Raw genomic sequence first — 24,127 nt, 5'->3', positions numbered from 1 at the left:
CACATGCATTATCAAGAAATAACTAAATAAATCAGGCTGGCAAGCTTATGTATTTTTTCATTGCAATCTTGTGTACTTTTACCTTGCAAAACACAACTACCAAGGATTTTGACCCCGATAAGGATCTTATTAAAAAAGAAACTTATCGTGAATTAATGGATACTCTAAACCATTTGAAACCTTTTTACCGTCTTGTCATCATTTTAAGAGGATTTAATGAATTAAGTATACAGGATACGGCTTCTATACTTGGTTGGAAGGAATCAAGGGTTAAGACAGCGTACCACAGGGGCCTGAGGCAGTTAGAATACCACTATAGAAAGGCAGGGAAAACACTTGAAAAAACAATTCCCTTTTAATTTTGATAACCATCCAAAGCCTAGTGATGATTTTGTCCAAAAATTAGAGAACAAATTATTTAATGAAACTATAATCCTAAAAAGAAGATCATTTAAACCTATAATGTCCTGCCTTTTTGCAGCAATCATAACAGTTATATTATTCCTTTCCTTTTCCAGTAATACAATAGAACAAACCGATCTTCTTAACAGTGATACATCCTCAGCAACGGCCGTTAGAGATGATGCCGCCAAGGTTTTTATTTATCAAACACATAGTACTGAATCGTTCCTGCCCATTACAAAAGGGAAAAAATCTGAAGCCTTAGATAATAAAGTAAATATTATTAATGTTGGTAGCCATTTAGCCAAAGCATTGGAAGAAAAGCACATCCCGGTTATTCATTCCACTAAGGATTTTACCAAGAAGGTTAATCCAATAGATGTATACAAAGAATCTCGAAAGGAAATTAAAAAAGTTTTGGAGGGTAAGCCAAGAGTGGAATATATATTTGATATCCATCGAGATATGATCAAAAGGGATAAAACTACAGTAAAAATAAAGGGTCAATCGTTCGCCCGCATAGCTTTTTATATTAGTAAAACAAATCCAAATTATAAACAGAATTTAAGATTCGCCAAAAAAATAAATCTAAAACTTAAGAAGAAATACCCCGGAATATCAAGGGGGATATTTTTAAAAGAACCCAATTTAGAAAGTGCTGATTATAATCAGGATCTTTCACCTAAAGCAATTTTAATTGAAATTGGTGGTGTAGAAAATACCATAAAGGAGGAGTACCTGGCATCGGGGTGTTTAGCAACTGTCCTCGCGAAGGTTATAAAGGAATAGCTAATTATTGCTTAAAATGAAGGTACATTTTCTATGCCTTTTATCCATCCCTTTTAGTTATTCATAAGGGGGTTATAGGAGGTATCCATATAACCCCTTTAATATTTTTTATTCTAGCCCCAAGTTCGAGAATACTTGTGACTCAAACACCTTAGGGCCATACTCTTCCCTACAAAATCTTTTACATCAATTTTTTTATTAGCAAACCATACCTATTATCTTTTTAATGTGCTGCTCATTTTCATCGATGCCAACTTGTTCACTAAGATATTTATTTAGTCTAAGAAACTCTGGAAATGTACCTGCCATTGTTTTCATAATGTCATTGGATTGCGCCCACAATCCCAGCTTCCCAAGAGATTTAATTGCCACTGTTTTAATTTGCTTCGTTTGCCCTCAATTTTGGACCAAACACCATAAGAACTATCTAAATGCTGTTCCATTTCCATATACCAGCCGGAAGCGACGAGCAAACGAATTTTGTCTAAATTGGATAAGGCATAATATAATTCGTCCCTCATCACAGCCCGATACGTTTCATGAGTAAAAGCTAGGAATTTTCCCCTCCAAAACGCAACTTCGTCTGATGAAGGATTATACACTTGTTTTGATGATTCCTTTATTACCCTGCTTACAATGTTATGCAGATCAAAAAGCGCTTCAGTTCCTTTTAGCCAGATCGACGGGACAACCTCTTCAGACGTTTTATACCAGGTATCCACTTTAACAAAACAATCATAATGAGTAACGATAACTGCGAATGGTCTGTACCTTCGTAAAATAGGACTTCCCCCCACTTTGTTGCTCTATTGCGTTTATCATTAATAAAAGCTTCTTTCTTTTCTGGAGTAACAATAATGTGCAAATCGATATCAGAGTAATGATCAAAATTACCTTTCGCTAATGATCCGCTTTGATACACAGCCAAAACGTTAGAATCCGCGGTCAAATCTCTTAATGCATTTTCAAGGAGAACATCACGATATTTTGGCAATGATACATCTCTTTCAAAATGTATACTCACAAATCCCACACAAAATAAATCATCTCCTTAACATTTCGAGGATTAGCCCTTATGGCTTTTAATAAAATGTAGAGGGGGTTACTTTCGCTCTTTCACCAGAATACCGCTTGGCGGGATCGGATTGATCATTGTTCGGAATCCCCCCAATTTCACACCTTATTATTAATAGAACTGCAAACCACAACAGAAGCATCAGTAGACCGTTCAATAAATTCAATCATTTCATCAAAATTGTATACCAACAATTCCTTATCTAAGTCTCCCTTAGCAAACGTAAAATCAGTTAATGTCTCCGCTTTAAAGGCTTCCAAGTCATTACCATCAATTTCTGATATGTCAAAGGGGTGCTGGCTTTGATTAATTCCTCTTTTAGATCAGCGCATTTAAATCTCTCGACCAATCGCCCATTAAGTTTTCGAAAATCGTTATGCCATCTATCCGGCAGCCTTGGATCCTCATCAAGTCTTTGCTTCATGTCATGTTTAAAATAAATAAACTTCATCCATACATCATCTGATACGAGATGCGTTAAGTAGCCGAGCATATACTCGTTGCTTAAATTCGAGCAGTATTTATCAATAAACCTGTCATAATTTACAATCCTTGTGCCGTCCTCCACTTTCCCCTCATAAAAATGTGATTCATTCTTTTTATCACGCGTAAATGCCCCGTCAGGTGCAATGCCGCCAAGAAGAAAAAGCGGACGGTTACGGATTGTCAGCCGATCGGCGGCCTTGCTAGCTATAATCAGAGGCATCATTCTTGACCCCATTTAGATCCCCTTCGATTTCAATTATAAAAAACATCTATATACTCTTCTGATGGCAATAAGGTTAACTTTTCAATCGATACATTCTTATTTCTATCAATAAACCATTTAACCAAATAATAGCCAATAGAGTAACCGCCCCAAAAAGGTAAATTCTGCTCCTTATCACCGAACATAAAGGGATCCGCATCAGCTCCTTTATCGAATAAATGGGTTTTAAATTTTGTATCCAAATAAAATCTAGCCTTATCTTCTGATAAAGCGTCTTTATACGGCCCTAAGTAAGTCTCACCAAGCTCTTCTCTAACAAAGTGCTCGGCTAAGCCTTCTAAAACCATTCGGTCAAGCAGGGTTTCGTTCTCTTCGGTTGCCCCGAGCTTACTCATTCTCCAGTGATGGTGGTACTCATGGGCGATGACAGACTTCAATACCGATCGCACCTTTTCATCAGGATCAAGGATAAAACAGATTCTACCGTTCCAATCGGTAAACGCTGAAACGCCTCCGAGCTTCTCTTTTACAAAGTCATCATGTTCGTCAAGGATAAACAAATCAAAGCTAACAGGCTTTCCAGATGGGTATTTTCTTTGATAACGCTCCAGTTCCGTTTGAATAAAAGATGCAAATTGCAGCTGATTCATTTTATTTAATTGTTTTTCCGCTGTGTCAACCTCCGCATTGGGATTAATCAACCCGGAAAATAGCAGCAAATCAAAATCATCCTTAGATAAATCGAAAACTTTTAAAAACATCCCTTCTCTATCTTTTGTTGGATGCTTCCTTATTTCGTTTATAAATCCCTTCATTTGCAGCAGCCTCGGAACGGCTTCAACAGATGATTCTAGATGTTTTATTTTCATAACCTCCAATCTTTAAACATCTGTAAATGCTTCCGGATAAAAGACCGTTCCTTCTATATTATTTAAAGCACCTGGTTTAACTTCGTAAATCATAAAATTTTCATCAGATACCTCAAATGGCGGTTTAATACCATTTTCACTTGCTCGAATAAATCCAAATTTAGGATAGTATTCTGAATGCCCTAATACGACCACGGGACCATGACCTAATTCCCTGCATCGTTTTAACCCTTCCTTAACCAATGTCGAACCAATACCCTGATTTTGATATTCAGGCTTTACCGCCAATGGGGCAAGCGCTAAGGATTGAATAGGGCCATTTTTCGTTTCTATTGTAATAACACTAAAAAGTATGTGCCCGATGACCTCATGAGCATCAGTTTCCGCAACTAAAGACAACCCAGGTACAAAATATTCCGAACACCTAATTGCCTCAATCAAGTTTGCTTCATTTTCCTGCCCGAAGGCTAAATCATTTACTTTCCTTATTTCGAGAATATCTTTTTCTTGTTCCGCTCTAACGTTGTACAAAACATACACCCTTTCTTATGTGCTTCTGGTTAAATCTCTGTTTTCTTTATTTAGTTTCTGCAAACCCCCTTGCACTCCTCCTTTTAACAATCCCGTAACCCTCAAATCGAGAAAAAACTCGGGTCAACAGCCCGTAGACGCATAAACATCACATGTTGACGCAAATATCAAAATAAGGACGCATATCCCTTAAATAAAGACGCGTATCTCAGGCAGGATGACGCATAAAGCATGCCTGCCCTAATCAAGACGTTATTCTTGCATAAGAAAAAGAGAAGGTTGCATCAGCCTTCTCCTTTTTGCAATTAATTCCATTATAAACGTGGTTATTCCTTTAATTTGTAAAAATTAAACTGTTGTCCTTATTCACTTGATGATCCTTTTGGAAAAACTGATTAATGGCTATTAAATACGCCTTGGCACTGGCCTTGATAATATCCGTATCCATCCCTCGGCCAGAGTAGCTTTGATCATCCTTTTTAACTTTTACAATGACTTCTCCTACCGCGTCTTTTCCGATACTTTTCGAACGTATTGTATAGTCCTGAAGCTGAAATGGCATGCCAATCAACTGTTCAATCCCATTATAAAGCGCATCTATCACACCATTTCCTTGAATGACAGTACGGAGTTGTTTTTGCTTTTCATCAGTTAGCTCAATGGTTACCTGACTCCGGCCATCTGGATATGATATAACCAGGTCTGACAGTTCATAACAGGTGGCATGATTAATAAACTTTTGATTGATTAGTTTATGAATATCATCATCAATCACATATTTCTTTTGATCAATCATTTTTTTAAAGTCTTCAAAGGCCTGAGCCAGTTCCGCTTCAGTTAGATGGTAACCAAGGTACTCGATTTTCTTTTTCAGAGCATGGCGTCCTGAATGCTTCCCAAGCACAATTGTACTTGAGGAAACGCCCACCGTTGACGGTCTAATAATTTCATACGTTGATGATTCTTTCAGCATGCCATCTTGGTGAATACCCGATTCGTGTGCAAAAGCATTCTCACCGACAATCGCTTTATTTGGCTGCACCGTCATGCCGGTGTAATGACTAACCATCCTGCTCGTATTGTAAATTTCATTAAAGACCATATCAGTCTGTGCGTTATACACATCTTTTCTCGTTTCAAGCGCCAATGCGACTTCTTCAATAGCTGTATTGCCTGCTCGTTCGCCTATGCCGTTAATAGTCCCTTCAACTTGGTCAACTCCGGCATAAATGGCAGCCATTGTATTCGCCGTCGCCATCCCGAGATCGTTATGACAGTGGGTACTCAGCAGCACTTGATCTGCACGCGGAACATTCTCTCTTAGTTTTCGGAACATGTCGCCAAAGGTTTCAGGCGAAGCGTAACCTACAGTGTCAGGCAAATTAATGACCTTCGCTCCAGCTTGAATGGCACGGTCAACAACCTTATACATAAAATCAAGCTCCGTCCTGCTGGCATCTTCAAGAGAGAACTCAATGTCGGAAAAATAGTTTTTTCCGTATTGAATGGCCATTTCTGCTCTTTCAATCACTTGCTCTTTCGTCATATTTAGTTTATATTTGCGATGTATGGGTGAAGTCGCAAGGACAATATGCAGACAAGGTGTTGCAGCACCTTTTAATGCATCTCTTGCGGCTTCAATATCTTTTTTGTGCGCTCTTGCCAAGACAGCAATGCTTGTGTTCCTGACAGCTTTCGATATTGCTTGAACGTTGGCGACTTCTCCTAGTGATGAAGCCGGAAAGCCCGCCTCTATGCGGTCTACCCCCAATTTTTCTAACTGCCTGGCAATCATGACCTTTTCCTCCATTGTCAAATGAACACCCGGCGATTGTTCGCCGTCCCGCAGCGTCGTATCAAACACATGAATTTTCCTCACATTCTCTCCTCCTTTAGTTTTCTAAAATAGAAAAACTCCTTGCCATGCCTCTTGTATCTTTGTACAAGGGACGACAGGAGTTCTATTCCAAGCGTGGTACCACCCTAATTCACTTTTTATGATGCCATAAAAAGCCTCAGTTGAATGCCCATAACGCGGGTCTAGACGGATCTTCTTACTATACGTTTCAGAAAATCAGCTAAAAGGTGAGTCGATAGGAGATTATCCCAATACTCTCAGCACATGTACTGGTCTCTGTATGATAAATGCCTCTATCTTGATCCTTCTCATCGCTTTTGATTTATATTTTCTAAGATGATATATCCTTTTGTTTGAAAAGTCAACCCTTTAATAATCATTCAATTTTTCCGCTACCTTCGCCCTGCTTTCTTGTGAAACGACCAAGTGCACCACACGAAAGATACAAGAAGGATCAGCACGCACCAGCCGATGGCCCGGACGCCACAAGGCCGATAGCGGCGTAAAGCCAGGTAAATGTGTCCCGCCACTCTTACGATCCCAGCATCAGGTGATACCAACGTGGACAGAATGTTAATGAGCGTTGTCTTTCCCGCTCCGTTTGGCCTGAGTTGAGGGAAACAACGTCGGGGATGACTTCGATTTCGGCCTTGAACGGACACTTGATGGCATAGAGCAATATATTGCTTTGAAAAAGCAGCAGGATAACGTGTAAAAGAAGAAAAGTGACCTCCCAGCACGGGAGACCACTTTTTAACCTCTTCCTTGTTCAAAGGTAAATCATGTTTGCGTGTTGGGACTCTCCTTGGGAGGGTCCCTTTTTAACTTTTAATTGACATAAATCATTTTAAATCATATTATGGTTTTACAGTCATAGTTTTATTAAAACTATACAAAATCAAAAGAGGTGCATAGAGTTGTATGAACTTCTTGTCCTATCATTGCTAATGAAATTTCCACTGCATGCCTATCTTATTTCAAAAATAGCTAATGACACCATTGGACCTTGGGAAAAGATCAGCAGGGGCACACTGTCAACGCTACTGAACAAACTTAACAAAGCCAGTCTCATTCAGGATGCTGAACCAAAGCATGTTCCATTTCCAACCGGGCGCCCATCCCGCACTTATGAAATCACTGCAAAGGGAAGAGACCGCTTTTATGAATTGATGATGGAAACTGACAAGAACCTCGGCAACTACACTAAGATTTTTCACATTAAGGCAATCTGTTTGGAATTCTTAAGTTACGAAGATCAATTGTATGTGGCCAATCATTATATAAAATATTGCCAACGGGCGATTGATCACATTAAGGAGCAACAGCTGGAGTTTGATAACAGCCCAGAAGAAGTTGAGCTAATGCAGGACACGCCATATTATGAGAAGATCCGCGGTTTAATGGCCATGAAAGTTAATCAGTGGGAGCTTGAACGGCAATGGGCGGCTGATTTAATGGAAAATAAAAAGAAAGGGGAATAACAAATGACACAAGTTTGGGCGAAGGAAAAGGAAGATATCAACAATGTATTTGAAGAATTGTATTCAGCATGGAGCCATGGCAACGGCAAAGCATACTCGTCTTGCTTTACCGAAGATGTCGATTATGTCACCTTTTTTGGTCAGCATCTAAAAGGGAGACAGGAGGTAAAGACCTCCCATCAGGAATTATTCAATGGCGTACTAAAAGGATCACAAATGCAAGGCCGAATAACAAGCATTCGTTTTCTAAATGGAAATACAGCTATTGTGCATTGTATCGGGAATACGAAAATGCCACGGCAAAAGGATTATCCCAAAAATAGAGAATCCATTAATACTAATGTATTAGTTCAACAAGACGGACAATGGAAGATCTCAGCGTTCCATAACTGCCGTATTAAAGAGCCTAACTTTATTATAAAATGGTTTATGAAAAGAAAAAGTAAAGAGAATGCCTCCTAACGAAAAACCAAGAGGGCATATTGCAGGCAGCTATAGCAAATTCGATATAAGCATTTCCCTCAGCGGTGATTAGATTTTCGCATACGGTGACATCTGCTTCACTCTTAAATCCTTTATTAGTTAATATACTCTGGTGGGTCAAATGAAGCCGAGTATGTTCTCTCCCGTAATACACCAGCTGCTGCAAGAAAGGTTGTCCCACCGCAAATAGCCGCAATAAGCTTCCCCTGTTCATCAAACTGTCGAATGAGGTTCAACAAACTGTCATCTTTAACTAGCGAAGCCGGTTCCCCGCCGGGTATGATTAAAATATCATAGTCAGCGGGATCGCATGCCTCGATATTCAAATCAACCTTTACCTTGAACCTTCCCTGGTGAGTGACCTCGTCAGTCAATGCCGCCGTGTTAATTTTCGCACCGCAAGCATTTAAAATATATGATAAGGAACTGATCTCCCACTCTACATACCCTTCGTATAAAAAGAATAATGCTTTCAATTGTTCATCCCCTTTATTCACATTTGACTTTTGGAATGATCAACGCGGGTTAACCCTCTCTTTATCGAACAACATAAAAACCAGCCCCTTTGGATTGCATTAATATGCCTTCAGACTAACATTAGCACAATATTTCGAAATATCAATCCGCCTATTGCCAAAGAATTGAATTAAAGTTAATTTAAAAGTACGGAATTTTAGGTTAGACTTTCCAAAGTGATTAAGCAACAGAAAATTCGACCACAAGGAGTGCTCTCGATGCTTCGTAACAAAAAGCTTTACATCTTTGCCGGTTCCATTTGGTGTTTTGTTTTTGCGCTTATGAGCTTTTACTGGGCAAGCGGAGGTATGATAGGCGCTAGATCGCTCGGAGGACTCATCTATGAAAAAGCTTTGGAAAAAGAACCGTCTTTCACTGTCACCCTTTGGCTTACAGGTCTTATTAAGTTATGCGGAGGTTTGTTTTTATTATTGTTTTTAAAGGAATGGCCGCTGATAACAAACCGGATTCTGCGTATCCTAGCTATAGCAGGGGGCATTTTTTTATTTGTATACGGCTTATCAAACCTCATTACCCTGTTGCTTTCAAGCTTTGGTCTTCTAACGCTGCAGATTGATAAATTTGCACTTTGGTGGAGACTCCTATTCTGGGAGCCATTTTGGATGCTTGGGGGCATATTATTTATACTTTCTGCTGTTAAGTTCAAAAAGCATTTGAAGGTGGAGAAAAACTTTTCAGGAAAATAGAGACCAACTTTCCTCTTATTACACTAACTTACATAGGGGCGGGTGAGGTAGAATAGAAAGTATCGACCAAAATGGGGTGTATTTTAAATGAATGTAATTGAAACTGATAGACTGATCCTTCGCTGGTTATCACCTGATGATGCGGCATTTATTCTCGAGCTTTTGAATGATCCTTCTTGGCTGCGGTTCATAGGAGATAAAGGTGTAAGAACTCTAGAAGATGCTAGAAACTATATTTTAACTGGGCCAATGGAGATGTACTCCCGACTTGGCTTTGGTCTTTACTTGACCGAACTCAAGGAAGAAAAGACACCGATTGGCATTTGCGGATTAATAAAAAGGGATTCTCTAGAAGATGTCGATATTGGCTTTGCTTTTCTATCGGGATTCCAATCTAAAGGTTATGGCTATGAAGCGGCCTCCGCTACGATGGCATATGGCATCGACCAGCTGGGACTCAAGCGAATTGTGGCCATAACATCAAAAGACAACCAGCATTCTTCGAGCCTTCTAGAAAAAATCGGCATGACATTCGAACGGCTCGTAACACTTCCTGGTGATACTGAAGAGCTTAAATTGTATACATCTGATTCTAAAATGGAGTAAATGCTAAGGATGATTGAAATTTAAAAAAGTCCAATTTTAAGTGTTTCGGTAGAGAAATTGGACTTTCAATGCTTCACAATGGCTGGGCTAAACTTCCAAAACCATTCTTACTGTTTTCAGGATATGCCCATCGAAGTTATCATCGAATTCAGTGACGACCTTAAAGCCTTTAGATTTGTAAAAAGCTATCCCTATTTTATTTTCCTTCTCTACGTTAACAAAAACCTTTTTCGGGCCTTCTAAGTTCTTGATGGCTTCTTGTAACAAGGACGTCCCGATCCCTTTTCCTTGGTACTCCGGATATAAATAAATAGCCGACAATTCAACTTCCCCATCTTCATTTACAGTAGAAAAGTTTGCGAAACCTACGATTCCCTTATCAACTTCCGAAACGAATAAATGAGAACCCTCTAGACGCCTTTGCATCATCTCGTCATTATAAGCATATTTCAAGAAGCCTTCTTGAATATCAAGCGGGATGATCCCTTCATAGGTATGATTCCAGCTCGTTTTGGCGACCTGCTGAACGTGCTGTATGTCCCTTTTCTCCATTTTACGAATAATAAATGACAATCTCTATCAGCCTTTCTATCGTGTTAGTACTAGTTGATTTTTGCCATTTCTTTTGCTTCATCAAGCCTGGCGCCTGCACGTTTGTAATCATTAAGCCTCTCGTAAAGCCTTTCCTTGTTCATATATAACCACACCTTCCTTCCTTATATTAAAAATCAGTTTTTCTTTAGTTAGACGATCCATAAAAATAACATCAATTTTTAAAGGAGTGGTCATCTCGTTAATGGTTAGTTCTATTAGGTTTTGCCTTGTATGAGAACTCTTCCTTGTAAAAATAGCTAAATCAACATCAGATGATCTACGGTAATCCTCCCTTGCTCTTGAGCCAAATAAAACGATTTTCTCTATTTGGCCATTCTTCGAGCTATAACTTTGTAATTCACTGATAAAGCGTTTCGATATTCCAGTTGCATTCCAATAGGCTTCCATTACAGCTATCACCTCAATCCTTTAAAAGCCATTTTCAATTTTATTAGCCATATTCACTTAAAACAAAAAGGCAGTGCGGTAAACGGCCCCAATCCAAGGGCGGCCCCTGTTACATCTCACCATTTGCATAGGATAAGGCATTCCAAATGATTTCTATGTCGTTCTCATCTGTCCCCCAATTACTAAATGCCGCGCGAATGGCAGGTGTTCCTTGGTACATGGTTGACGTTAAGAATACGCGTCCATCCTGCTTTAATAAATCGAGATACTTCTTAATATCATCCATCGTTACCCCTTCAATAGCTAAAGTAAAGCAAACGACATTAAGCCTAGTCGGAGCGACTAACCGAAAAAATGTGCTGTTCGTCAATCGTTCGGTAAGCAATTGCGCCATTTCTACGTTGCGTTCAACGACTTCCTTATAACCTTCTTTCCCATAAGCCTTTAATGTGAACCACGCAGGCAGAGCACGAAAACGCCGGGAATTTTCAGGCGTCAAATGAATGAATTCTGGATTTTGGATAGAATCTCCTATATAGGCAGCGTTATTTTGAAAAACTTCGACTTGTAAATGCTTATGCCGGGTAAACTGCATGGCAGAATCGTACGGAACATTGAGCCATTTATGCGCATCGATTGTAATTGAGTCTGCTTGATCCATCCCCTTTATCAAATCTATGTATTTTGGAGAGCAAGCTGCAAATCCACCAAAGGCGGCATCGACATGTAACCAAAAAGGGTATTTATCCTTTAGCTTAATTATTTCTCCTATATCATCGAAATCTACTGTATTGACTGTCCCCGCATTTGCCACAACAATACAAGGCTCTCCTTGATTGTTTCTAAGAAACTCCTCAAGTGTTGATACATCAGTAGCTTCTCTGCCAGGCAAACTTGGCAGCGTATGAATAGACTCTTTTCCCATGCCAAGCATCGAGACAGCTTTATAGATGCTGGAGTGTAGAGCACCACCAACAACATTAATTCTAGGAAGATCATAAAGACCCTGTTGTGAGATATTAACCCCATGCTGATGAACCACCCATTGCCGTGCTAAAGCAAGGCCAACAAAATTCGCCATTGTGGCCCCGCTGACAAAGGACCCGCTATAGTCATTTGGTAAATGAAATAAATCTTTTAACATGTTGATCGTTTCCATTTCCAAATAAGCAGCAATAGAATCTTCTGTTACGACAACATTCTGATCATACACGCTGACAAGCCAATCCCCAGCTATGGCCGCCGGTGTAGATCCGCCTGTTACGAAACCCAAATAACGCGGACCAGCACTCCCGCTAAGATAAGGGGCATAGACTTCCTTAAAGGTTTCAAGTGCAACCGTAGCCCCTAACCCTTCAGAAGGAAGCACATCGCGTTGGGGCTGCGGCGGTTGAAGCGCTGCCGGCCGAGACTTCATTCCTTCAAAAAAAGCCGCAGACTCTTCCAAAACTTGTTGCAATATGCTTTGAATATCTTGAAAATCCTCTTTCATTTGTTTTACCATGACTTTTTACCGTCCTTTCTAGTCAGTGCTTTGTTATCCGGCCATCTCGTTAGTCTAATAAAGCCGCTTTGTATAGCTTTCTTGAAGCTTTTCAGCAATGGCATCCTCGCCGATATTAGGAAGCTTAGCGTGTTCAGATAGGATCTTGGCAGCAGACGGCAGCGTTTCTTTACTAGCCCAAGAATTCGGTTTCCATAATCCTGAACGTCTAAAAGCTTTGGCACAGTGTATGAAACATTCCTCTACCTCAACACCAATACCCAATCGAGGTTTGCGTCCTTTAACTGCCATCTGTTCAAGCAGCTCCTCATCCTTTACCAGTGCAGCTTTTCCATTAATTCTTAGGGTTTCCCCCAGACCAGGAATTAAGAAAAGAAGCCCGACATTTGGGTTAAATAAAATATTGCGCATTGAATCCATTCTTTTATTGCCTGGCCTTTCGGGAATGATCAATCGTTTGTCATCTAAAATAAGAACAAATCCAGGCAAATCCCCGCGCGGTGAAACATCACAACATCCAGAATGATCAGCGGTGGATATAAGCAAAAATGGTGATTGAGAAATGAAATCCGAACAATGGTGATCCAAATAGGTAATAACTTTATTTTTCACCAGATCACTTGGATAGCCAATGATCGAACGCAATTCCTCCTCCGTTTCAACAGTTTCCTTAAAGCTATTGGCATGATCCAAAGTCGCCACTCCTTATATGTGCCGCAGCTTTCGCAAGCATAGAAATTATTAATCAAACGTTTAATTAAATACCAAGTATAGTGAAAACAAACTCCTCCACATCTTCTCCACGTAAGTTGGAAATCCCTCTATCTTCGAAGTGACTTTGAATCGTGTTCGGCGAAAGCGACGCGGAAATCACTGAAGAGGACGCAGTCGCCGTTTAAAAGGACGCAATACCTTAATCACCAACCTCCTGAACCGGCAGACCATATAAAAAAGGGCCCCACTATGCAGGATTGTGTTCAAATCGTATACAGTAAAAGTCACCAGTGAGTTGGTATGTTTTCTATTGAGAATATTGGCAGAGCAGGGTAAGCAAACTATAAGTAAAAGGAGGTATTCGTCATGGCAAAGAATGAGCGATTAAATGAAGAAGCGGCGCCAAACAACAACATACCATTTGGGGCATCGACAGAAGCAATGGGGATGTTAAATGAACTTAACGATCGCAATAAGCAGCTCCCAAAGCCGGAAAAGAGCGACCCTTCAAGCCAGGTCAAGAAAAGAAGTTATCTGGATGCTCCTAGTAAGCCGGATAATGGCAACGATAACACCCCTCCACGATATAGTTAACGCCACATGGATTCCAGTTGATCTAAGCGATTCAGAGATATACCATCGAGGCTGAGACAAAACTAAAAGAGTTCATTCAAATGCCGAACAATAAAATTTAAAAATATAATAGCAAATGCGAAGCGTAGTCAAAATATGGAGACTCCTACGGGAACAGCACGTGTCCGAAGACCCCGCAAGAAAGCGGTTTTTGCTTTCTGAGGAGGCTGAGGCCGTGCCCGTGGAAAGCGAAGTATTTTGACGGAGCGCTTCGTTCCTTTCTTTTGTAAAATAAAACTCCGAATCATTCAGATAGGATCTATGAATGAGTTCGGATTTTTCTATGAGTAAAAACCTTCTGTCCCAGCCTCTTTTACACTAACCCACCTTATGCCGCTAGCCGACGAACTATAAAAGGATTAAGAATCATTTAAATTGGATATGAATAAATTAAATTAACGAAAACATTAAATCATTAACTTATTATTATTGATTTTTTGCAAATCCTTATTATACTGGAGGTAGGGGAGTGAGGACAATGAGCCAGGTTATTTACAAAATGACCGAAAGTAATATTGACATCGCCTATCGTGAACACAACAAGTTTGTCATCGAAAAAGAGACCGATTATATATTGAACAAATTAATTACCATTATGTTAAGTGGATTTTCAGATAAGCTAAAGGGAATTACTTTTGATAAAAGCGGGATTCAGTTTACCGCTGACTATCTGTTTTCGGAAAAGCATCGTGATAATTTATTTACTTGGCTGAAACGAATGACAACCATAGAAATCCCCTCGTTAGACCTTGACTTCGGTAAGCTCAAAATTGATTTGGAAAACTGGTACTATCAAATGGGTGGGGAGAATATTCATTTTGAGTATCACGAGAGCTATCTGCTGACACCTAAAGAAGCATCTGAACAATTAGGCGTTTCAAAAGTTACGTTGAATAAGTACATCAAACAAGGGTTGGAATGTGTAGATACGACCTCCCATCGCAAAATACCTAAATACATTATTGATATTTGGAAAGATCCTGTCTATGCTATCCGGTTGCAAATGATTGCTCAGGAAAAAAAACGCCGAAACCAAGCACCTATTGAGCGATTAAAAGAAATCAACAATGAACTGACGGAATTTCAAGTAAAATATAAATCAGCTTCCTTCCAAGAAGCCTTTAAAGAATTTAATGGCGATTCGATGGATGATCCTTCTGATTTTTATACATGGAGAGATCTTGAAGCAGAGAAACAAGATATCATCCAGTTATTAATTCAAAATAGGTGATATCCTTTGGATAACCCTCCAAAAATCACCCTGCCTCCCGGTGTCCGGCACCGAGGCTCAAGTCAATTACAAATCTCAAGCAAAATAACCCTTAAGCCGTTGTAATATTATATCATTGTTCTCCAGCTTATTTAATGCACCAACCATTGATCCATAGACCGGAGGGCACTTTGGGAAAATAAAATGGTTGGTAAAGTGTTCAATAACATTTCTGCGTAACATTGATGATTTCCATAACCCGCCCGTCAGTACAATTTCCGGATCACTCTTATCGGACGACATGCTTATCCCGGTTTCAATTAACTCAATTAAGGCGCTGGCGGACCGCTCTATAATAGCTGCAGCTGTCTTATCACCTAGGCGTGCTGTTTCATCAACAATAGAAACAAGATTGGCTAATTCCTGTTTCGGTGAATGATAGATGATCGGGATAACATCCGGAACATGTTGGATGCGAAAATGGCTTGTTAGACGGGCGGTAAGATCCGTTGGGCCCTGTCGCCTGTCATAGGCCCTTAACATCGCGCGGACCGCTTCCTTGCCAATATCATAGCCGCTGCCTTCATCGCCAACAAGGTGTCCCCACCCGCCAATCCGAAAATCTTCGCCACTTTCATTTCTTCCATATGCAATGGTGCCCGTACCGGCGATGACAACAAATCCCGGACCGCCATCCGTCCCGCTCCATAGAGCATTGATGGCATCGTTCTCTATTTCTATTTCTTTGCACGGAACAGGCAATGCTGCTCTGATATAATCCTTCATCATCGCCTTTTGTTTGACATGGCCACAGCCTGACATCCCGGCAAAACAATATGCAATGGGCACAGGATGGTTGTTGAATAACCCGTTAAAAATCCCTGTAAAATTTTTTGCAACCTGATCCCCTGATATGGCATTAGGATTAGTACTCTCACCGACTATTCTATTTAAGACCCTGCCATCAGAATCAAATAAAGCAACATCTGTCTTGGTACCGCCGCCGTCAATGGCTAAAAAGTATGATGTCATGTTTGCCTTTCCCCTTTGTCGTTCATTCCTTATTTCCATTCCACTTGGGTGGGTTAGTAATTTGTCCAAGTATGACCCGTTCCTTAGCGCCGGTAGCGTTGGGAATATTGCCTGCCTGGCCGTTGATCGTCTCATTGGCTAAAACAGCAAAGGCGATCGCTTCCTTCGCAGAAGAAGAAAAGCCCAAATCCTCTTGAGTCAAGACGCGGCACATAGGCAAACCGGATTTTATCATTCCTGCGAGCGTCTGGTTGTAACTCCCGCCGCCGCTGATAATAACCTCATCTATCGGGTGCTTTTGTAATATGTATTTTCGATAATAATTGATGATAGACGATGCTGTAAATTGGGTCACTGTGGCCATTAGGTCATAATGTGAAACCGATCCAGACCATTTTGCCATGATACTGTCCACAAAGGCTTTGCCAAACATTTCTCGTCCCGTCGTTTTGGGCGGTGCAGCCTTTATGAAAGGATGCTCAAGCAATGCCTTTAACATCTCTTGATTGACGCTGCCAAGCGAGGCATAACGGCCATCCGTGTCATAAGGTTCATTAAAAAGCCGCAAACAAACGTCATCAATAATCATGTTCCCCGGCCCAGTATCCGATCCAAAGACGTCATCAACCGATGCCATGGCGGGGATGACCGTCACATTTCCGATCCCGCCTATATTCTGAAGAGCCCGCGTATTGTCAGACCGATAAAGTAAATAATCAACATAAGGCACGAGCGGCGCACCCTCACCCCCAGCTGCTATATCCATTGACCGGAAGTTAGATACTATAGTCTTGTTTGTCTCGTAAGTGATAATAGCCGGCTCGCCGCATTGAAGTGTTGATTTTACGATATCCTTGCCCTTAGCCGGGATATGGTAAAGGGTCTGTCCATGCGACCCGATTAAGTCGAGATCTTCTAACGGAAAAGAAGCCTTGCGGCAAACACTTTTCACGGCTTCGGCAAACCAATAGCCTAATTTAAAATTCAAACTGCAAATGTGTTCGATATCCGATGTATCAGGATCGATTGCGGCCATAATTTCCTTTTTCAACTCGGGAGGCATATCTTCTTGATGATATTTAATGAGTTCAACTTGTGTTTCTTCAGCATAGCCGCTGATTTTTACTAATGCGGCATCCACACCGTCTAATGAAGTTCCTGACATGAGGCCAACAACATACTTATCCGTCATATCAGCCACCCGTCCTAGTCAACTCAAATTTATCCCATGGCTTAAGATAATCTAATAGAAAAACCTCATCTTCGGCAATTTGGCCGACAACATTTGTCTTGCCGGAGTTTTTCATCGGTTTCAGGGCAATCTGTAATTCACCGGCATATTGGCCATAAAGGTGATTTTCAATCAAGATATCCCCACGGTTGATGTCCCGTGTATTTAAAGGTTCAAAGTGATGTCCACGGTATTTTACTCGGCTTTGAGTTGAACGAATGAGGTAGTCCGAGACATCCCCCCGGTAAAAATGCGGTTCTTCCAACACAATTTTCCGTTCTAATTCTGTCAGCCGATCAACTAATTTGGCCGAAAAGCTGAACTTCTCTCTATTCAATTGACTGAGTTGTTCAAGTTCATCGTCACTTGCATAAGCGTTCCCAATAATGACATCATCGATCAACCCCGTTGCCCAAAGATGTTTTGCTTGAACCGCAATGGGCAATTCCCGGTGCTCTTCTAATGTAGGAAGACCTTCCGTCACGGGCCATGGACCGAATGACGCAGCTTGTGAAGAAACAAAGGCAGCTGTCTTAAGACCATATTGCTTAAAGCGTTCCGAGCATGCGATAAAGTGATCATACGCGAGGCCTGAATAGCGATGGGGATAAAAGTTGTGACACCCCATCAACTTACTTGCGCGCGGCCGGTAATCCATAATATTATCGATGTAATGGGTTGAATTGCTCATATTAATTTCAATGCTAAGGTCTTCCTTATTGAATGTCATCATCGCTTCTTCGCTTCCCGTATAGCCCAGATCCAAACGAATCCCATCGGCTCCAATCTCTTTAAAAAAAGACAAGTCCTTATAAGAAATATTTAGCTCGTCAAAGATTCTCGGACTAATATCGGCGATGACTTCCATACCTATTCCTTTTGCAAAAAGGATCGTATCTTTTAACTCTTTTATTATGGCCTCTTTATCGCCATGAACTGATAAAAGGCATGTAAACACCCGGCCAAATCCATAATCATGGGCGCGTTTTAAATAATTAATATCTTTTTCATATGTTGATTGATGAGGAAAGATTGAAACGCCTAACTTCCTGTCCAAAATAAACCCGCCCCTTTCAGTCTCGTTCTGCCTTTAATTTTTTTACAATTGATATCATACGCTCAATTAACTTTTGCTCACTCATTGCTGTCATCAAATGATCCTGTGCGTGAATCATCAACAGTGTTTTCTCCACTTTCTCTCCGTTAAGTTCAGCAGTAATCAGTTTGGTTTGTGTTTCGTGAGCCTTATTCAATTCACTTTCCGATTCCTTAATTAACTCATCAGCCTTTTCGAAATTAAAGTCCTCAGCTGCCTTTAATGCATCATAAGCTATTGCTCTAGCATTTCCGCCATGAGAGATGAGCGCAAAAATATCTTCCTCGTATTTTTGTTCCAATGTCCTCCACACCCTTAATGTTTTAGTTTTGTAGTCTCATTGAAATAAATATTTATTTATTATAAAAATTATTTGAAATTTTATTTTAACTTAAGTATAATCAAAACAAACCGGGGTGTAAACCCTTTCATGTTTATACTCCTTTATGAATATATTTATACCTATTATTCAATTAAAATTTCAGGGGGTCAGATTATGAAGGTATTATTCGTATGTGCGGGCGGGATGTCAAGTGCCATTGTTGTTAATGCCTTAAAAAAAGAAGCTGAAAAACAAGGGGTGGCGATGGAAGCAGAGGCAGTCGGCACTCCCTCAGTAGAAGATGAAATCAGGAATGGTTGGAACCTGGTCCTGGTTGCACCGCAAGTGCGTCACCGATTCGATAGTGTTAAAGCGATCGCTGACGAAGCCGGTATTCCTTGCGAGGCGATCGCTCCCCGGTCTTATACACCTATGGCGGGTCCAACTCTTTATCAGCAGGTTAAGGAATATATTAAATAAGAAGGTGGTGGCTATTAAAAATGAATAGTTTTGTTGACTTCTTAGACCGGAGATTTTCCGGTCCCATGGCCCGATTGGCTGAACAAAGGCATTTAAGCGCGATTCGCGATGGCGTTATCTCTGCACTTCCTTTTATTATCATCGGATCATTCTTCCTTATCATCGCCTTCCCGCCGCTGCCGCAAGGATGGGAAATTACAAAATGGTGTGCTGATCATGCCGCCCAGATCCTTATCCCTTATCGGATGACCATGTATATCATGTCGCTCTACGTAGCCTTTGGGATCGGGTATAGTTTGTCAAAGAGTTATAAAATGGATCCGTTAAGCGGTGGACAGGTGGCCGTCGCCGCATTACTTCTTTCCATTGTCCCGGAGGTTACGAAGGATTTTGGATTTGTGATCCCGATGGCCGACCTTGGCGGAGCCGGCCTGTTTGTGACGATGGTTGTATCGCTCTTATCTGTTGAAGTCCTTCGGTTTTGTAAAGCCAAGAATGTTACGATTAAAATGCCTTCGTCGGTCCCTGACTCTGTGTCACGCTCATTTGAGGCGCTTATTCCGGTCGCCTTAGTTATCGGTATCATGACAATTATTACTGTAGTCTTCGGTGTAGACTTACATTCTCTTATGGGCAAACTTGTCAGCCCAATTGTTACAGCTGGCGACAGCTACTTAGGTGTCCTTATTCCTGTATTTTTTACAACTTTCTTTTGGGCATTTGGGATCCATGGGATTGCGATCGTCGGAACCGTTGCCAGGCCTATCTGGGAAGTCTATCTTACTGGCAATGCCGCAGCAGTCGCTGACGGGGCCTCCAAGCTGCCGTACATCGCTCCCGAAACTTTCTATCAATGGTTTATATGGATAGGCGGTTCCGGATCAACGCTCGGCTTGGTCATAGCTATGGCTTTTGTTATGAGGTCCAAATATGTTAAGGCTGTCGGACGTTCGTCTCTTTTACCCGGGCTTTTTAATATCAATGAACCCGTTATCTTCGGTGCACCAATAGTATTAAACCCATTACTCATGATTCCATTTATCATTTCGCCACTCGTTCTGGCAACCGTTGCTTATATAGCGACTGATATTGGACTTGTGACACCTACATCCGTTATGCCGCCATGGACACTGCCTGCTCCAATTGGTGCCTATCTCTCCACAGGCGGTGATTGGCGAGCTGTTGTCTTAGCTTTAGTTAATATTGCTATTTCCTTTTTCATCTACCTGCCGTTCCTTAAAATCTATGATCTGAAAATGTTAGCTGAGGAGAAGACGGATGGAAAAACAGATGCGGCTTTAAATCAAAGCGGGACGACCGAAAGTTTCTAATCGTCCCCATACCAAGGAGGTCCTTAGGTTATGCCCTTTAGAATCAGTTTTAAGGGTGTGGCTGCCTTTCTAGCCATCGTTGTGTCCGCTAACATCATTCTTTTGTATCCTTTAGCAGCAATGGGACTATCGCCCGCATCGAGCACCTTTGTCTGCAGCAGTATTTTCGGCACAATTGGCATCCTTGTCGTTATTGGTAAGATCGATGGCAAGATCACTTCGCGAAAACAATGGATGACATGGACCGCTCTTTCTGCTGTGATCTGTACCTTGCTAAGCTATTATCTTACCTATAGCACATTTTAGTGAAGAAGATAAAATGGAACATGCAAATAGGCTGGGACAGTAGTTTTTTACTAATAGAAAAATCCGAACTCATTCAGACATCCTGAATAATTCGGATTTTTATTTATACATAAGAAAACAATGAAGCGCTCCGTCAAAATACTTCGCTTTCCACGGGCACGGCCTCAGCCTCCTCAGAAAGCAAAAACCGCTTTCTTGCGGGGTCTTCGGACACGTGCTGTTCCCGTAGGAGTCTCCATATTTTGACTACGCTTCGCATTTGCTATTATATTTTTAAATTTTATTGTTCTGCATATGAATGAACCCTTTTAGTTTTGTCTCAGCCTCTTTAATTTTGTATAGTGAATGGCGGAATAGCGCGGCCGTCGATATCAGTAAACTGATACTCTTTTGCCAAATCCGCGGCTCTCAGCACTTGACCGCTTTTATCAAGCACATTTGGATCACTTGCCAGCGCCTTGATTCCGCGTCCGACATAATAAGGTGTCTCGGTATTATTTAAATCATCCGATTCATGCCAATGATCTTCATCTGACCGATGATGCATTAACACAAGCTCCGTCCTCATGAATCCAGGTGAAACGGCTAGAACAGCGATATTGTCTTGCTTTAATTCAATTGACAGCCCATATGCCATACGAGTCAATGCGTTTTTCGCCAAATCATAGTAAAATTGCCCGGTGTATTTGCCGTCATCCCAGAAAGTGGTGTGAATGATAAGGCCTTGTTTATTTTCGCGAAGGAGCGGGACAGCAAAGTGGTTTGTGGCAAGCTGGGCACGAACACCTGCAGTGAACATTGTATCCCAAAGTTTTAAAGGCAATGCCCAAAAAGGACTGGATTCAATTGAAAGATCATGCCCACCCCAAACATTATTGACAAGGATATCAAGCTTTCCTTGTTCCTTTCGAATTTGATCGATGAGAGCTTCCGTTTCTGAATCATTCGTATGGTCACAACGAACACCTATCCCTTTTCCACCCGAAGCCTCAATTTGTGACACGGTGTCATCTATCGTTCCCGGCCAATCATTTGTCGAATGCCCTTTAACACTGCGTCCAGTTACGTATACACGGTTGCTCCAGCTTTACCTAACTCCACGGCAATGCCACGCCCCGCCCCTCTGCTCGCGCCTGTTACAAGAGCGATTTTTCCATTCAATGATGTCATGTATCCCATCCTCTTCATAATGTGATATCTTCACTATACGGTGTAATTCTTGACAACCTATGTCATATTTAAATAAATGAATTAAAAAACGGATTGAAGAGGAGGCGCAGAATGAGAGGCGATCGACTGATATCTATTCTTTTATTATTGCAATCGAGAGGGCTTATGACAGCAAAGGCATTGGCAAAAAAGCTCGAGGTCTCCGAACGCACCATTTATCGGGATATGGAAGCATTAAGCGGATCGGGCATTCCTGTCTTTGCAGAGCGGGGCAAGAACGGCGGCTGGTCTTTATTGGACAACTATCGGACGACCTTAACGGGGTTAAAAAAGGCTGAAATACGTGCCCTGTTGGTTTCACCCTCCGCCCATTTGCTTGATGATTTGGAATTGACCCGTCCATCTGAAGAAGCAAGGAATAAGCTTATGGCTTCACTTCCCTCGATTTATCGCGATAATGCGAAGGATGTCTGGAACCGGATTCATGTTGATACAAGCACATGGCGAAGGCGGAAAGAAAAAGTGGACTCATTCGACATTCTTAAAAGTGCGATATGGAAGGATAAAAAGTTAAGAATCACATACGAGCGCGCGGACGGAAAAACAAATGACCGTATTGTAGCGCCGCTTGGATTAGTTGCTAAAGGAAACCGCTGGTATTTTATTGCTTCAAAGGACAACGGTGCTATCCGAAATTACCGGGCGTCACGCATTAAGTCTGCCACTCCCATTGAAGAAACATTTGAGAGGCCTGAGGACTTTAATCTTGCGCAATATTGGGAATCATCAACCAAGGCTTTTATCGAAAATTTACCAAAGTATGAGGTGTGGGTTGAGGTGCTGCCTCCCATTTTACCAAGGATAAAATTCACAGACCGGTTTGTTCAAAATATTGAAGCGGGGAATCCGGGTGAGGGCCAATGGACGCCGGTTAAGCTTTCTTTCGATACTGAGAGTGAAGCAAAAGGATACATATTGGGATTTGCAAATCAAATGAGAGTCATCGAACCTAAAGAATTGCAGGATCAGATTCTTAAGATGGCCAAAAGCGTTGTGGGATTATACAATTAACCTTATTATCGAATGACTGTCATGAAAGATAAGAAGCCTAAGACCTTCCCGTTTTAGGAACTTGGCATGTGCTACCCGAGTATTCACTTCCGTTTCGTTTACTGTTGGGGTGTTTTGCGCAAATCCTAACCAAGGCTTTAATTCGGTCAGAGATGCCTTGATTGCCGCATTTACAACCTCCCCATCGCCTGGTGAAGGCATTTTAAGTATAAGTCTCTCAGTCTCTAACACAGTTGGAATTTCAAATAAAATTGGATCCAAAACACTGCCCCCTGTATATTGAATTTATTTTTAAAAAAGAGCAATCAAAAATATTAAAATCACCTGACAAAAAGGTAATTTTACCCATATGAAGGACATATACCGCGCTTACCGACCGACTTTTGTCCTTCATCGCCTCTATGAAAGACATTTGTCGCTCTCTTTGACCCCTTTTTGTCTTTCATCACCTCTATGAAAGACATTTGCTACCCTCTTTGACCGACTTTTGTCTTTCATCACCTCTATGAAAGACATTTGCTACCCTCTTTGACCGACTTTTGTCTTTCATCACCTCTATGAAAGACATTTGCTGCCCTCTTTGACCGACTTTTGTCTTTCATCACCTCTATGAAAGACATTTGTTGCCCTCTTTGACCCCTTTTTGTCTTTCATCACCTCTATGAAAGACATTTGCTGTCCTTTTTGACCGACTTTTGTCTTTCATCACCTCTATGAAAGACATTTGCTGCTCTCTTTGACCCCTTTTTGTCTTTCATCACCTCTATGAAAGACATTTGCTGCTCTCTTTGACCGACTTTTGTCTTTCATCACCCCTATGAAAGACATTTGTCGCTCTCTTTGACCCCTTTTTGTCTTTCATCACCTCTATGAAAGACATTTGCTGCTCTTTTTGACCGACTTTTGTCTTTCATCACCTCTATGAAAGACATTTGCCGCTCTCTTTGACCCCTTTTTGTCTTTCATCGCCTCTATGAAAGACATTTGCCGCTCTCTTTG

At 41.2% G+C, this 24,127-nt stretch carries 30 protein-coding genes and 1 other annotated feature; of the genes, 12 read left to right on the top strand and 18 right to left on the bottom strand.

Translation table 11 applies throughout. The features are described from left to right. Positions 1-47 precede the first annotated feature (47 nt). Together EV207_RS11830 and spoIIP are read left to right on the top strand one after the other, a co-directional pair. Positions 48-359, top strand: a complete 312-nt coding sequence (locus EV207_RS11830) for an RNA polymerase sigma factor (protein ID WP_132746356.1) — start codon at positions 48-50, stop codon at positions 357-359. Beyond that, positions 337-1,191, top strand: coding sequence for a stage II sporulation protein P (gene spoIIP, locus EV207_RS11825; RefSeq protein ID WP_132746355.1), 855 nt, complete (start codon positions 337-339; stop codon positions 1,189-1,191). The genes EV207_RS11830 and spoIIP overlap by 23 nt, the downstream gene beginning before the upstream one ends. A 314-nt stretch (positions 1,192-1,505) precedes the next feature. Here the strand turns inward: spoIIP and EV207_RS23460 are convergent, their stop codons facing one another. The 7 genes from EV207_RS23460 to EV207_RS11800 all read right to left on the bottom strand — a co-directional run bounded on the left by EV207_RS23460 (position 1,506) and on the right by EV207_RS11800 (position 6,254). Beyond that, complete coding sequence (locus tag EV207_RS23460; protein ID WP_243647033.1) at positions 1,506-1,913, bottom strand: hypothetical protein; 408 nt, start codon at positions 1,911-1,913, stop codon at positions 1,506-1,508. Further along, positions 1,862-2,185 (bottom strand): nucleotidyltransferase domain-containing protein, encoded by a 324-nt coding sequence (locus EV207_RS23455; protein ID WP_243647032.1) that lies wholly within the window; start codon positions 2,183-2,185, stop codon positions 1,862-1,864. Before EV207_RS23455 ends, EV207_RS23460 begins: the two co-directional genes overlap by 52 nt. 179 nt (positions 2,186-2,364) lie before the next feature. Then, positions 2,365-2,526 (bottom strand): hypothetical protein, encoded by a 162-nt coding sequence (locus EV207_RS23050; RefSeq protein WP_165886921.1) that lies wholly within the window; start codon positions 2,524-2,526, stop codon positions 2,365-2,367. Then, positions 2,499-2,987 (bottom strand): zinc dependent phospholipase C family protein, encoded by a 489-nt coding sequence (locus EV207_RS11815; protein WP_132746354.1) that lies wholly within the window; start codon positions 2,985-2,987, stop codon positions 2,499-2,501. Before EV207_RS11815 ends, EV207_RS23050 begins: the two co-directional genes overlap by 28 nt. A 17-nt stretch (positions 2,988-3,004) precedes the next feature. Next, on the bottom strand, positions 3,005-3,844 hold the full coding sequence (locus tag EV207_RS11810) for a DUF2268 domain-containing putative Zn-dependent protease (protein ID WP_243647031.1): 840 nt from the start codon (positions 3,842-3,844) through the stop codon (positions 3,005-3,007). 12 nt (positions 3,845-3,856) lie between these two features. Beyond that, positions 3,857-4,375, bottom strand: coding sequence for a GNAT family N-acetyltransferase (locus EV207_RS11805; protein ID WP_132746353.1), 519 nt, complete (start codon positions 4,373-4,375; stop codon positions 3,857-3,859). A gap of 334 nt (positions 4,376-4,709) precedes the next feature. Continuing rightward, a complete protein-coding gene (locus EV207_RS11800) occupies positions 4,710-6,254 on the bottom strand; it encodes a 2-isopropylmalate synthase (RefSeq protein WP_132746352.1) in 1,545 nt (514 codons plus the stop codon). A 63-nt stretch (positions 6,255-6,317) separates the two neighbouring features. Then, positions 6,318-6,554, bottom strand: a binding site (T-box leader). A 596-nt stretch (positions 6,555-7,150) separates the two neighbouring features. On the opposite strand from EV207_RS11800, the gene EV207_RS11790 reads away from it, so the two are divergent. Beyond that, positions 7,151-7,714 (top strand): PadR family transcriptional regulator, encoded by a 564-nt coding sequence (locus tag EV207_RS11790; RefSeq protein WP_132746351.1) that lies wholly within the window; start codon positions 7,151-7,153, stop codon positions 7,712-7,714. 3 nt (positions 7,715-7,717) lie between these two features. Beyond that, positions 7,718-8,176, top strand: a complete 459-nt coding sequence (locus EV207_RS11785; RefSeq protein WP_132746350.1) for an SgcJ/EcaC family oxidoreductase — start codon at positions 7,718-7,720, stop codon at positions 8,174-8,176. 116 nt (positions 8,177-8,292) lie between these two features. On the opposite strand, the gene EV207_RS11780 is transcribed toward EV207_RS11785, so the two are convergent. Further along, on the bottom strand, positions 8,293-8,673 hold the full coding sequence (locus EV207_RS11780; protein WP_243647030.1) for a DJ-1/PfpI family protein: 381 nt from the start codon (positions 8,671-8,673) through the stop codon (positions 8,293-8,295). A gap of 258 nt (positions 8,674-8,931) precedes the next feature. Between EV207_RS11780 and EV207_RS11775 the strand changes: the two genes are divergently transcribed. Together EV207_RS11775 and EV207_RS11770 are read left to right on the top strand one after the other, a co-directional pair. Then, positions 8,932-9,420, top strand: coding sequence for a DUF3995 domain-containing protein (locus EV207_RS11775; RefSeq protein WP_132746349.1), 489 nt, complete (start codon positions 8,932-8,934; stop codon positions 9,418-9,420). Between the two features lie 87 nt (positions 9,421-9,507). Next, positions 9,508-10,026: a GNAT family N-acetyltransferase gene (locus EV207_RS11770; RefSeq protein ID WP_132746348.1), complete on the top strand. Its 519-nt coding sequence runs from the start codon at positions 9,508-9,510 to the stop codon at positions 10,024-10,026. Between the two features lie 87 nt (positions 10,027-10,113). Here the strand turns inward: EV207_RS11770 and EV207_RS11765 are convergent, their stop codons facing one another. The 4 genes from EV207_RS11765 to EV207_RS11750 all read right to left on the bottom strand — a co-directional run bounded on the left by EV207_RS11765 (position 10,114) and on the right by EV207_RS11750 (position 13,225). Next, positions 10,114-10,578: a GNAT family N-acetyltransferase gene (locus EV207_RS11765; RefSeq protein ID WP_132746362.1), complete on the bottom strand. Its 465-nt coding sequence runs from the start codon at positions 10,576-10,578 to the stop codon at positions 10,114-10,116. Between the two features lie 111 nt (positions 10,579-10,689). Further along, the gene (locus tag EV207_RS11760) at positions 10,690-11,028 is read right to left on the bottom strand and encodes a nucleotidyltransferase domain-containing protein (protein WP_132746347.1); all 339 of its coding nucleotides are present in this window, start codon (positions 11,026-11,028) and stop codon (positions 10,690-10,692) included. Positions 11,029-11,137: 109 nt separating this feature from the next. Next, complete coding sequence (locus EV207_RS11755; protein WP_132746346.1) at positions 11,138-12,532, bottom strand: pyridoxal phosphate-dependent decarboxylase family protein; 1,395 nt, start codon at positions 12,530-12,532, stop codon at positions 11,138-11,140. Positions 12,533-12,586: 54 nt separating this feature from the next. Further along, a complete protein-coding gene (locus tag EV207_RS11750) occupies positions 12,587-13,225 on the bottom strand; it encodes a pyridoxamine 5'-phosphate oxidase family protein (protein WP_132746345.1) in 639 nt (212 codons plus the stop codon). 387 nt (positions 13,226-13,612) lie between these two features. Between EV207_RS11750 and EV207_RS11745 the strand changes: the two genes are divergently transcribed. Both EV207_RS11745 and EV207_RS11740 read left to right on the top strand, forming a co-directional pair. Then, positions 13,613-13,840 carry a hypothetical protein gene (locus tag EV207_RS11745; protein WP_132746344.1) on the top strand — a complete coding sequence of 76 codons (228 nt, stop codon included), beginning with the start codon at positions 13,613-13,615 and terminating at the stop codon, positions 13,838-13,840. Between the two features lie 517 nt (positions 13,841-14,357). Next, the gene (locus EV207_RS11740; protein ID WP_132746343.1) at positions 14,358-15,110 is read left to right on the top strand and encodes a MerR family transcriptional regulator; all 753 of its coding nucleotides are present in this window, start codon (positions 14,358-14,360) and stop codon (positions 15,108-15,110) included. Between the two features lie 75 nt (positions 15,111-15,185). Here EV207_RS11740 and EV207_RS11735 read toward each other — a convergent pair whose 3' ends face one another. Genes EV207_RS11735 through EV207_RS11720 form a run of 4 tightly spaced genes read right to left on the bottom strand, consistent with a single transcriptional unit; the run spans position 15,186 to position 18,749 of the window. After that, positions 15,186-16,121 carry an N-acetylglucosamine kinase gene (locus EV207_RS11735; protein ID WP_165886920.1) on the bottom strand — a complete coding sequence of 312 codons (936 nt, stop codon included), beginning with the start codon at positions 16,119-16,121 and terminating at the stop codon, positions 15,186-15,188. A 22-nt stretch (positions 16,122-16,143) separates the two neighbouring features. Continuing rightward, positions 16,144-17,313 (bottom strand): anhydro-N-acetylmuramic acid kinase AnmK, encoded by a 1,170-nt coding sequence (anmK, locus tag EV207_RS11730; protein ID WP_132746341.1) that lies wholly within the window; start codon positions 17,311-17,313, stop codon positions 16,144-16,146. A 1-nt stretch (position 17,314) separates the two neighbouring features. Next, positions 17,315-18,409: a DUF871 domain-containing protein gene (locus EV207_RS11725; protein WP_132746340.1), complete on the bottom strand. Its 1,095-nt coding sequence runs from the start codon at positions 18,407-18,409 to the stop codon at positions 17,315-17,317. A 16-nt stretch (positions 18,410-18,425) separates the two neighbouring features. Beyond that, entirely contained in the window at positions 18,426-18,749 is a 324-nt protein-coding gene (locus EV207_RS11720; RefSeq protein ID WP_132746339.1) for a PTS lactose/cellobiose transporter subunit IIA, read from the bottom strand. A 195-nt stretch (positions 18,750-18,944) separates the two neighbouring features. Between EV207_RS11720 and EV207_RS11715 the strand changes: the two genes are divergently transcribed. Genes EV207_RS11715 through EV207_RS11705 form a run of 3 tightly spaced genes read left to right on the top strand, consistent with a single transcriptional unit; the run spans position 18,945 to position 20,887 of the window. Then, positions 18,945-19,250 (top strand): PTS sugar transporter subunit IIB, encoded by a 306-nt coding sequence (locus EV207_RS11715; protein WP_132746338.1) that lies wholly within the window; start codon positions 18,945-18,947, stop codon positions 19,248-19,250. A gap of 20 nt (positions 19,251-19,270) precedes the next feature. After that, the gene (locus EV207_RS11710; RefSeq protein WP_132746337.1) at positions 19,271-20,581 is read left to right on the top strand and encodes a PTS sugar transporter subunit IIC; all 1,311 of its coding nucleotides are present in this window, start codon (positions 19,271-19,273) and stop codon (positions 20,579-20,581) included. A 30-nt stretch (positions 20,582-20,611) separates the two neighbouring features. Continuing rightward, complete coding sequence (locus tag EV207_RS11705; RefSeq protein WP_132746336.1) at positions 20,612-20,887, top strand: hypothetical protein; 276 nt, start codon at positions 20,612-20,614, stop codon at positions 20,885-20,887. Between the two features lie 328 nt (positions 20,888-21,215). Here EV207_RS11705 and EV207_RS11700 read toward each other — a convergent pair whose 3' ends face one another. After that, complete coding sequence (locus tag EV207_RS11700) at positions 21,216-21,890, bottom strand: SDR family oxidoreductase (protein WP_243647029.1); 675 nt, start codon at positions 21,888-21,890, stop codon at positions 21,216-21,218. Positions 21,891-22,168: 278 nt separating this feature from the next. On the opposite strand from EV207_RS11700, the gene EV207_RS11695 reads away from it, so the two are divergent. Continuing rightward, positions 22,169-23,128 (top strand): helix-turn-helix transcriptional regulator, encoded by a 960-nt coding sequence (locus EV207_RS11695; protein WP_132746335.1) that lies wholly within the window; start codon positions 22,169-22,171, stop codon positions 23,126-23,128. Here the strand turns inward: EV207_RS11695 and EV207_RS11690 are convergent. Then, on the bottom strand, positions 23,117-23,389 hold the full coding sequence (locus EV207_RS11690) for a hypothetical protein (RefSeq protein WP_132746334.1): 273 nt from the start codon (positions 23,387-23,389) through the stop codon (positions 23,117-23,119). The two genes, EV207_RS11695 and EV207_RS11690, sit on opposite strands and share 12 nt — an antisense overlap. Positions 23,390-24,127 lie beyond the last annotated feature (738 nt).

The sequence above is a fragment of the Scopulibacillus darangshiensis genome, assembly GCF_004341035.1.
GTDB classification, from domain to species: Bacteria; Bacillota; Bacilli; order Bacillales; family Sporolactobacillaceae; genus Scopulibacillus; species Scopulibacillus darangshiensis.
Note: the sequence above shows the minus strand (reverse complement) of the source record. Positions and strands in the feature narration are given on the sequence as shown.